Source organism: Neorhizobium sp. T6_25, assembly GCF_002968555.1.
Taxonomy (GTDB): Bacteria; Pseudomonadota; Alphaproteobacteria; order Rhizobiales; family Rhizobiaceae; genus Neorhizobium.
In genome coordinates this window covers 151903-161625 of record NZ_PVBL01000013.1, presented here as the reverse complement: position 1 = coordinate 161625, position 9723 = coordinate 151903, and the positions used below count along the sequence as shown (strand labels likewise).

Genomic DNA, 9723 nt, shown 5'->3' with positions numbered 1-9723 from the left:
AACCGACACTGCCAGCTATCCGACGCGCCGTCATAGCCGCGCTCTCAAACCACCATCCACCACAACGATGTCCACACTGCCGTATCAGGTTCCAAATGACGCCAAAATCAATTCTGCCAAAGTAGTGCTAGGGTGTATCCGCGTGTCAGCCTAAGGGCTTTGAGGCCTGCAATCGCGGAAAAGCTGGTTGGTTTGTCTGTTATCGCGTTCACGGTTGTTGCCTCTTATCATTGACAGAGCATCGAAACTCCCTCGAACGTCCTCGGTTCCGCTGAGGCGTCAATTTCGGCCGAGAGACCGTCTCGGCAGTCTCAGCGTGGAAGGCGGGCTCCAAGACCCCCTCTAGAGGTACCGCCTGTTCGTCGAGGTCTCCGGTCGGGTGAATTTTAGGGGACCGCTAGCTCGGTCGCCCGCCGCCCATCAGCCATAAGACGATCAGGATGACCCCAACGATCAGCGCCTGGATGAACACTCGAAGCTGCATGAGCCTGTTAGACGTGTTCTCCGTCCTTCCTGCGGTTCGATCGTAAAACAACTTCGTGATAATCATCAGTCCAACAGCGCTGATGATGATGGCGAGGATAACAGACCAGGCGCTCATCGCCCGCCAGTCGTGCTGTCGTCCGGTGATGTCAGGCCATCGAACCGACTTTCCTGAACCGGTCCTCGTGTCAGGCCCGGCAATTCCCGCGCAATCTCAATGACGGTGTAGGCCTTTTCGTCGCGAAACGCGCTGGCATGCGTCGTCATCACGTCCTCGCCAGGAAGCGACGCGGTTTCGAGAAATTCTCCTTCGTGTCCGGCGGCAACAATGCGAGCGTCGCCAGCTGTCCGTGCCGCTACCAGAACCGACCCATGACTCGGTGCCTTGTCCCATCGATAATCGGTTGGGGGTGCAACAGGCACCAGGCGGTACACATTCAGCATCTCACCATCATCGGTACCTGACGCCAAGGTGGCAGCATCGGCGATCTGGGCCTGGCTTTCGACGGACTTGCCGAATTCCGTGCCGCTCACAGCGTTGTTCTTGGTGCCTCTTTGATTGTCTCGCGTAGCGTTCGACATTTTGATTCTCCTCTAAGTCCGCACTAACGATGCTTCCTGGCTGTCGTTCCGCAGACGACGGTTGATCCATTCGACGGCAACGGTCTTGGTGCGGGCCGCCAGCCTAGTCGGGAAGCGTTCGAAGCCGCGAGGCCCTTCCGGAACGACCAAAAAATCCGAATTCCCGGCGGCGTCCTGCCAGTGGGCATGCATCGACCGCCTGTCGCCGATGATCGGATCGAGTTCTCCAGCAATGAAGAGCGCTGGCGGCATTCCGATTGAGTCGGCCAGCAATGGCGACACAATCCGATCATCTACGCCGAAGGAGGGGGAGCCTTCGAGCAATCGGTCCACGTTTCTTGCTGCACCTTGAGGGTCGATAACGAGGCTGTCGGATGTCGTTCTGAGACTGGCGTGACCAGCGAAGTCGAGCCCCGCAGAACGAGATAAAACCGTCGACGGTCTCAATTGACCGGTCGCGAGACAACTGAACGAGAGCAGAGGCTGCGAGATGTGCACCCGACGATTCACCTTCCACGAAAAGTCTGTCGACGCTGAATTGGGATAGGCTATTCAGCGCCCATGCGACGAAGGCATGAGCGTGCGCGCGAGGTCGTCGTCTCTCGCCAGATGGAAGTCAGCGCTAGCGATAGCGATACCGCATCAGCCGCCGTGCCCGGGCCACGTCTTTGATCGTGGCATCCGGGTCATAGTTCATCCACACGGTGCCACCAGGCTGGGTTACGAGCAGGTTCTGTTCCTCGTCATGGTCTCGTAACCGTGCTTCCCGACGGCTGGTTGACGGGGTTTTGGTTTCCGCTCCCTCCATCGGCATGAGGGGTCCGGTCAGTCGGGGCCATTCCACCAGAAGGAGTGGTGGTGGTCGCTTGAGGGCGCGGAGTATTTTCCCCGGCCGGGGGTGTTGTGGTCCGCTCAGAGGGTGCGTCGGTTGCTTCGCCCCACCATTCAGCTGCACCCCACGCCAAGAAGGCAAGCACGAGACCACAGATCAGGACCACGAGGACTGGCCGCCCCGTGCGGCCTTGCCGAGCTTCCGTTGCGGTTTCTGTCAGAGTGAAGTCAGGACGTGTTCCATCAGGCATGGTCGGTCTCCATTGGGACGCTTCGAACATTCCGGATCAGAGTAAGTTCCCTGGGTGCGCCGCCGGGGGAAGGGGCTGCGAAGATCGGATAAGTCGCTCTTCTTCTTGGTCGATGGCGCCGCGACCAGGCATTTCATGTCGTTCGACCACCCGAATTTACCTTCACGCTGCCTTGAAGATGCTCCCTGTAAGCAACATCTAATGCTTACGATTTGAGACAACATGTCTCTTGCGGCTGATCGTACAGGCGTAACGCGTAGCAGGCCATTTCTTGGTTGCAACCCGCGTACGCTTCACCAAATCCCGTCGATGTCATCCTTGGCCTACTCCGGTCGAGCGATAATTCATGCTGGAAAAAATGAGAGTTCAAGTTCAGGAAATCACTCCAACTCAAGCTAAACTTCTTCAAGCTCACAGATCGCGCCAGGCCCGCTATGCTTTTGCATCACGCAGAGTGGGGGCAAACAAGCTGAGAGAGATCGAGGTTTCTCATCGATTGCCGATGTGGAAGAGCTTAGCAACCCTCTTCGACGCCCATATTCGCGCCTACCAATTCCACCTGGCGAATAAATGCGTTCGGCGGGAGGTGAAATACATCAAACAGCGGTGCGGAGAGCTGGGTGTCCAATATCGCGATGTAGTTGGTCGATCTGCTATAAAACGGGTGGTGGCAGCCCGCCGCCAATTGATGTGGGAGGTGCGCGAGAAATTTGGCCTGGCTTACGCCGATGTCGGAAGAGCCTTCGGTGATAGGGATCAGTCCACGGCGATGAGTGCTATCAAAGTCCATGAGACCTGCGAGGCTAGCGAGCGGAATTCCAAAAAGCAGCCCTTGTGGAACAAGTGATCATATTGGTGACCAGCATGTGGGACGGGAGCCGTGTTGGGACATCCTGGTGACTTTGGGACAATTTGGTTGCGTTCCCACACGACGTTCCGTTTCTACAGTGTCCTCGAACAGTCTTGGGATCATTCGCTAGTTCCATAATTTACCTTATGCGATAACTGTATGTAGCGGGGCAGATTCCATTTTCAAGTGCGACATTCCAATAACATCAATGGCTTCGCCTTGGAGAAATTTGCATGTCGCCCTGCTATTCGCAACTCACCCTGTCCGATCGCCGCCATCTGTATCAGTTAAAGGAACGCAAGCTGCCGGTTGGTGAGATCGCCCGCCAACTCGGCCGTCATCGTTAGACCATATATCGCGAGCTCAAGCGCAACACGTTCCACGACCGCGAGTTTCCGGAATACACTGGTTACTTCGGGACAATCGCCAACGACATGAGCAAGGAGCGCCGCCGACGGCTGCGCAAGCTCAGACGACATCCACAGCTGCGCGACCTGATCATCGACCGATTGAAGGCCAAAATGGTCACCGGAACAGATTGCCGGTCGGCTGCAGACTGACGGGATCAGCCCAGTCAGCATCTGCCCGGAAACGATCTATCGTTTCATCTATTGCAAGGAAGATTATCCGCTTGGCCTTTACGAGCACCTGCCTGAACGTCGTCGCCGGCGTTTGCCGCGTGGATCCCGCAAGCCGCGTGGCGGCCTCATCCCGTTTGAGTGCCGGATCTCGCAACGACCTGATTTTGTTGATGATCGTTCCGAGTTCGGTCATTGGGAAGGCGACCTGCTGATCTTCAAACGCGAGCTTGGCGAGGCCAATATCACCTCGCTCGTCGAACGCAAGAGCCGTTATACCGTGATAATCAAGAACCGCAGTCGCCACTCGCGGCCGATCATGGACAAGATCATCAACGCGTTCTCGCCGCTGCCGTCTTTTGCCCGTCGCAGCTTTACCTTCGACCGCGGTACCGAGTTTGCCGGCTTCCGGGCCTTGGAAGACGGGATCGGTGCCAGGAGCTGGTTCTGCGACCCGAACTCACCTTGGCAAAAAGGTGCTGTGGAAAACGCCAACAAGCGAATCCGCCGCTTCCTGCCTGGTGACACCGACCTATCCAACATCACACAGCAACAGCTCGTCGACCTCGCCCATCATCTGAATGCGCAACCACGCAAATGCCTCGGATATAAAAGACCCGCCGAAGTGTTCATCGCCCATTTGCGTGAAACAGGCTGATCCCCTACCCTCCAATCGCGTATGTTTGCACTTGGCGTAGATTCTCTACCGCAAAGTTAGAATGTCCTAATTCAGCAAAGTTAGAGTGTCACACTCCCCGCGTTTAATAGCGCGGAGACGAGCAGATGGGATTGATAGCGATGAGCGAACGCGATCTGCAGCGCATCGAGGCCGTCGATCCGGCGGACGCTGTCGATCAGCCGTTCGTCGACGCCGGCCGACCATTCGTTGAGGAGACAGAGGGCGCTCGACCCGTCGCCGGGGAGCGCCCTCATCCATCCCGGACGACCGCGCGCGACGGAGGGTTGTCGCTGCGGCGGTCATCGATACGGGGTGTGACCGATAGATGAGCATGGCATACCACCAATGCAAGTTACCGGAGCCCGTGCTCGGCGAATGGCAGCTATGCGTTGCCTGGCGATGGTCCGATCACCATATGTGAGGGATGAAATGACTTCTAAGAAGGAAGGCCATGCTCCTTTGCTACATCACCGATCAGCGACCGGAGCCAACGGTGCGCCGGGTCGCTGCGGTAGCGGACATGCCAGGCCAGTTCCACCGGGAACGTGCCGAGGTCGACGGGGGCTGGTAGAACCTTCAACCTTTCGTCCCGCGCGAGACGCTGGCAGATCAAGCGCGGCAGCGTCGCGCAGTAGTCGCTGACGGCGACCATTTCCGGAACGGCCAGAAAATGCGTCACCGATACGGCGACGTCACGCTTGAGTCCCTTCTGCTGCAACGCCTGGAACAGGCCTGCTCGCATCCTGCCGGGCGGGAGAACATTGACGTGTTTCATGCGCTCGTACTGCTCCTGAGACAGGCTCTCGCCGACCTCCGGATGATCTTTCCGCACCACACAGGCAAGCCCATCGTCCATCAAATGCTGGACAACCATGTTGTCGGGAGGATCGACGATCCTGCCGAGCACCATTTCTGTTGCTCCTGAGACGGCGCCCGTTTCGACGAGATCATTGCCGAAGGGCGTGAGGCGCAGCCTGATCCCCGGCGCAAGCTCCCGCAGCCGCGCGACAATCACCGGCATCAGGACGAATTCCACATAACTGTTGGGGGCCAGGGTGAACTGCCGGGTCGCGACAGCGGGATCGAACTCCTGCTGACCGCCGATCGCCTCGTCTAAGCTCGAAAGCGCCGCCCTGACGACGGGTGCGAGCTCTTCAGCCATCTGCGTCGGCTTCATCCCGTAGCGCTCGCGGATGAACAGCGGATCGCGCAGCGTCTCTCGAAGGCGGTTGAGGGCGTTGGAGAGAGCCGGCTGGGTCATTCCAAGCCGCTCAGCGGCACGGGTGACGTTGCGCTCGTCCATCAGGGTCAGGAAGACCGGCAGGAGGTTGAGATCGTACTTCATCCAGTCATATTGCTGGGCGTATATCTGAAATCAAGAAGATAAATTTCCGGAATGGTTGGTAGGAAGGCATGATCACCTCATCCGAACAGTCGGACAGATCGAAAGGATCAAGCACATGAACATCCTGATGGTTCTCACCTCGCATGACCAGCTCGGCAACACCGGCCGCAAGACCGGTTTCTGGCTGGAAGAATTCGCCGCCCCCTATTACGCCTTCCTCGAGGCCGGCGCCCGCATCACCGTCGCATCGCCAAAGGGTGGACAGCCGCCGCTCGACCCGAAGAGCGACGAGCCGAGCTTCCAGACCGAGCACACCCGCCGCTTCCATGCCGACCCGGCTGCCCAGGCCGTGCTCGCCTCCACGGTGACCCTCGGTTCGATCTCGCCCGAGAACTATGACGCCGTCTTCTATCCCGGTGGCCATGGCCCGCTGTGGGATCTGGCGGAAGACAAGGATTCCATTACCCTCATCGAATCCTTGTACCGGTCCGGCAAGCCTGTCGCCTTCGTCTGCCACGCGCCGGGCGTCCTGCGCCACGTCAAGGCCCACGACGGAACGTCGCTGGTCCAGGGCAAGCAGGTCGCCGGCTTCAAGAATACGGAAGAAGACGGTGTCGGCCTGACCACCGTCGTGCCGTTCCTGGTCGAGGACATGCTGAAGCAGAACGGCGCCCTCTATTCGAGCGGCCCTGACTGGTCATCGTATGCGGTTCAGGACGGTCTGCTGATCACCGGCCAGAACCCCGGCTCGTCGGTCGAGACTGCCGGCATCCTGATCCGCACGCTTCGGGCAGCCAAGGCCGCCTAACGATCTACAGTCCAGGGACCATTTCCCTTCATCACGCCGCCCGGCGACCAACAACGTGCTCGAACTCAGGTAGTCTGTCTGAAATGGGCGAAGCCCTTCGTCGATAGCCTTCCGTTGCTCACCAAAGGCGCCTGTCGAGCTGGGCGGCGATCATCGGCACGGCCGCCGCGCCAGCGGCTCCGAGACGCAGACGTTGCACCAGCTTTCCCAGGATGAAGGTCGTCGCCATCGCGGCCGCGATCCTCATCCATGGATGGGTGTCCTCGGACGCGCGAGGGAAGCCCTCCGTCTGCCCACGGATGGTCGCAAGCCGCTCTCGCAGATCGGCGACCTCCTTGCGAAGCCATGCGATCTCGCGCTTCGCAGCATCGAGATCGACGGCCTGTGGATCGCCGTCTCCATAGTCTTCGGTAGGAGTCCCTTCGGCGAGCTCCACCAGATGCTCCTCGACTTCGTTACGCGTGCCGAGGCCCCTCATGCGAATGTGGGTCATCATCTCCCCCTCAACGCGAGTTCTTCGGCTTGTGGTCGCCACGGTCGCCCTCGCCCGGCTTGGCGTCGTTCTTCGCATCGTGGCGGTGGTCGGCCGATAGCGAGCGGCCGACGTCGACGGATTCGTTGAAGCGCCCGTGGCCGTCGCGCCGGACGTAGCGCTTGTCGGAGCCGGTATCGATCAGTTGACGCTTGGTCATCGGATGTCTCCTTCTGTTTTGCAGAAGAAAACGACCGATAGGCCTAAAGGATGCATGCCACCGGAATCTCCTCGGGTGCGAACTTATCCTCAGGACCGTCAGGGGCGACGCCCCACGGACGGAAGCTCATCTAGAGGAACTTGGATCCTGACGGTCCCGTCATCGCCGGTGATCCTGTGCCAACGCTAGCGGTGTTGGCGCCAATGCGTGGAACTCAATGAAAGTTCCGGTTCTTTACTCTCATCATTCTTATTGCAGGTCCCGCACTTATGCCGAGGCGGATAATATGCCGAGCCCGCTACCCAAAGCCCGAGATATCAGGTGAAGCCGCATGACAAGCTCGGCATATTTTCAAAGCATTGGAAGGCGGGATTCGGCCCGACTCAAACGTCGAAGTTCGCTCGGAGAACTGATGTATGCCTCGCTTCTGGCGGACGAGGACGAGGCCCGCGGTGATTAGCGACCGGCCGTCGCGGGCGTTCATGGGTTTGGTGCAGGTGACGATGTTCCGCTTCTGCAGGTCGCAACGGAGGAACGCGTTTGGATGCTCCCGGAGCGCCAGACCGACCCGCCAGCGCGGGCGCCATCGTTCGAGCCCCTGTCGTGAGATCAGGCGCAACACGATAGGCGCAACGGCGAAAACCGGAGCCTTGATGTATCCAGCCTTTCGAGCTGCTTGTAGGAGATGGAATTGCGATATGCCAAACGAGCAGGCGGCCACCGGCACGATTGCCGGCCCGCACGTGCAGGGATGCCGCGCCGGCTCCGTCGACCCTATCCGGGTCAATTTCAGACCTGTCCTGGATCTGCGGGAGAAATCCGCGGAGGCGGCTCGGCCATGTAGTGCCGCTCGCCGCGTCGGCAAAGATAGACCTCGCGCTCGGGATTGGCCTCGATCGTAAACCCGGAACTGCGCAGCATGGCTTCCATCGCCGCCTTGTTGGGGATGAACCAGTTGGTCGGATCCGAGGCGTATCGTTCCTCGACGAAAAACAGTTTTGGGTAATCCGGCCGGTCGAAGACGGCCCATTCGGAAAACTCGTAATTCTCCTGGAGATCCGGAGCCCGCTCGTCGCCGCGCTGCAGGCATTGGAACAGCATCCGGTCGGCGACCACGTGCTCGTGGAGAAGGTCGAGCGCCAGCAGCGGATGGCGCAGATGATAAAGCACGCCCATGAAGATCACGAGGTCGAACTTTTCACGCAGCTGTCCGACGTCATAGACCGACATCTGCCTGAATTCGATATCGAGGCCGGATTGTTCCGCGGCAAACCGCGCCTGGGCGAGGTAGCGCGGATCGGAATCGATGCCAACGACGCGCCCGGCATGCCGCCGCTTCATCTCCACGGAATAGAACCCGGCGTTGCAGCCGATATCGAGGACGCTGCGGCCTTGGAGGTCTTCGGGGATGACATGCTGGAAACCTCCCCACTTGAAGGCCGGATAATCGCCGAGGAAATGATCCGGCGCCGTCTGCACGCCCCCGATCTCCATGTTGTGGAACCACGGCCCGAGCTCGGCGATCCGCCGTTGCAGGTCCTCGCGCGTTCTCCCTCTTCCCGCATCCATCGTCAGACCCTCACGCCCATATCGGGAGAGACCGGCTGGGGCCGGACAGTGCCGCGGCGCGGCTTGCTCTCCGCATCGCTCCCGACCGTCGCGATGAACCAGTCCGCCGTGTGGCGCAATCCCTCCCGCAGTTGCACCTTCGGCTCCCAGCCGAGCAGTTCGCTTGCCCGCGAAATGTCCGGCCGGCGCCGCTGGGGATCGTCCTGCGGAAGCGGCTTGCGGACCATTTTCGAATCCGTCGGCACCATGGTGAGCACCAGAGCGGCGAGCTCGTTGATGGTGAACTCGCCGGGATTGCCGAGGTTGACCGGCCCTTGAGGATTGGGATCGACATCCATCAGCGCCATCAGGCCGGCGACCAGATCGCTGACGAAGCAGAAGGAGCGCGTCTGTTCGCCGGTGCCATAGATCGTCAGCGGCTTGCCGGAGATTGCCTGGACCAGAAGATTGGAGATGATGCGGCCGTCATTCGGCTGCATGCGCGGACCGTAGGTGTTGAAGATGCGCGCCACCCGGGCATCCACCCTTGCGCTCCGAAGCATGTCGAAGCAGAGGGCCTCCGCCGCCCGCTTGCCTTCGTCGTAGCAGGCGCGCGGTCCGATGCAGTTGACGTTGCCGCGGTAGTCCTCGCGCTGCGGATGCTCGGCCGGGTCGCCATAGACCTCGCTGGTTGAGGCCTGCAGGAAGCTGGCGCTGTGCTGTTCGGCAAGCGACAGGAGATTGCCGGTGCCGCTGACGCAGGTCATCATCGTGTGGACAGGGTCGGCCTGATATTGCGGCGGAGACGCGGCGCAGGCGAGGTTGTAGATCTGGTCCAGCGGCTCGTCGACGCGGTCGAATTCGCAGATATCCGCCTCGATCAACCGGAAGTCCGGATGGTTCAGCAGCGGACGGACGTTGTCCTTGGAACCGGTAATATAACTGTCCACACAAATCACCCGATTACCGCGGGCAAGCAGAGCATCGCAAAGATGCGAGCCCACGAAGCCGGCCCCTCCGGCAACAACAACGGTTCTGCTTTTTCCGTTTCGGGTTCTTTGAAGCATTGAGGGCAC

General features: G+C 59.9%; 11 protein-coding genes and 1 pseudogene. 3 read left to right on the top strand and 9 right to left on the bottom strand.

All coding sequences use genetic code 11. The features are described 5' to 3' along the window. Positions 1–397: 397 nt before the first annotated feature. The 3 genes from C5L10_RS18775 to C5L10_RS33720 are packed head-to-tail and all read right to left on the bottom strand — an operon-like array spanning position 398 to position 1563. Positions 398–601, bottom strand: a complete 204-nt coding sequence (locus tag C5L10_RS18775) for an HIG1 domain-containing protein (protein WP_105430911.1) — start codon at positions 599–601, stop codon at positions 398–400. Next, the gene (locus C5L10_RS18770) at positions 598–1065 is read right to left on the bottom strand and encodes a hypothetical protein (protein ID WP_105430910.1); all 468 of its coding nucleotides are present in this window, start codon (positions 1063–1065) and stop codon (positions 598–600) included. The genes C5L10_RS18775 and C5L10_RS18770 overlap by 4 nt, the downstream gene beginning before the upstream one ends. 12 nt (positions 1066–1077) lie before the next feature. Continuing rightward, positions 1078–1563 carry an alpha/beta hydrolase gene (locus C5L10_RS33720; protein ID WP_172717075.1) on the bottom strand — a complete coding sequence of 162 codons (486 nt, stop codon included), beginning with the start codon at positions 1561–1563 and terminating at the stop codon, positions 1078–1080. Positions 1564–2493: 930 nt separating this feature from the next. On the opposite strand from C5L10_RS33720, the gene C5L10_RS18755 reads away from it, so the two are divergent. Together C5L10_RS18755 and C5L10_RS18750 are read left to right on the top strand one after the other, a co-directional pair. Next, positions 2494–2994 (top strand): helix-turn-helix domain-containing protein, encoded by a 501-nt coding sequence (locus tag C5L10_RS18755; protein ID WP_105430907.1) that lies wholly within the window; start codon positions 2494–2496, stop codon positions 2992–2994. Positions 2995–3230: 236 nt separating this feature from the next. Next, a pseudogene (locus C5L10_RS18750) lies at positions 3231–4233 on the top strand (IS30 family transposase). Between the two features lie 80 nt (positions 4234–4313). On the opposite strand, the gene C5L10_RS18745 reads toward C5L10_RS18750, so the two are convergent. Both C5L10_RS18745 and C5L10_RS18740 read right to left on the bottom strand, forming a co-directional pair. Next, positions 4314–4508: a hypothetical protein gene (locus tag C5L10_RS18745; protein WP_105430906.1), complete on the bottom strand. Its 195-nt coding sequence runs from the start codon at positions 4506–4508 to the stop codon at positions 4314–4316. Between the two features lie 182 nt (positions 4509–4690). Further along, complete coding sequence (locus C5L10_RS18740; RefSeq protein WP_105430905.1) at positions 4691–5599, bottom strand: LysR substrate-binding domain-containing protein; 909 nt, start codon at positions 5597–5599, stop codon at positions 4691–4693. Between the two features lie 115 nt (positions 5600–5714). On the opposite strand from C5L10_RS18740, the gene C5L10_RS18735 reads away from it, so the two are divergent. Continuing rightward, the gene (locus C5L10_RS18735) at positions 5715–6407 is read left to right on the top strand and encodes a type 1 glutamine amidotransferase domain-containing protein (RefSeq protein ID WP_105430904.1); all 693 of its coding nucleotides are present in this window, start codon (positions 5715–5717) and stop codon (positions 6405–6407) included. Positions 6408–6525: 118 nt separating this feature from the next. Here the strand turns inward: C5L10_RS18735 and C5L10_RS18730 are convergent, their stop codons facing one another. The 4 genes from C5L10_RS18730 to C5L10_RS18710 form a co-directional block, all read right to left on the bottom strand. Continuing rightward, entirely contained in the window at positions 6526–6900 is a 375-nt protein-coding gene (locus tag C5L10_RS18730; RefSeq protein WP_172717074.1) for a hypothetical protein, read from the bottom strand. Between the two features lie 10 nt (positions 6901–6910). After that, positions 6911–7099: a hypothetical protein gene (locus C5L10_RS18725; RefSeq protein ID WP_105430902.1), complete on the bottom strand. Its 189-nt coding sequence runs from the start codon at positions 7097–7099 to the stop codon at positions 6911–6913. Between the two features lie 789 nt (positions 7100–7888). Beyond that, the gene (locus C5L10_RS18715) at positions 7889–8668 is read right to left on the bottom strand and encodes a TIGR04290 family methyltransferase (protein WP_105430900.1); all 780 of its coding nucleotides are present in this window, start codon (positions 8666–8668) and stop codon (positions 7889–7891) included. Between the two features lie 2 nt (positions 8669–8670). Continuing rightward, positions 8671–9714 carry a UDP-glucuronic acid decarboxylase family protein gene (locus tag C5L10_RS18710; RefSeq protein WP_105430899.1) on the bottom strand — a complete coding sequence of 348 codons (1044 nt, stop codon included), beginning with the start codon at positions 9712–9714 and terminating at the stop codon, positions 8671–8673. Positions 9715–9723: the final 9 nt, after the last annotated feature.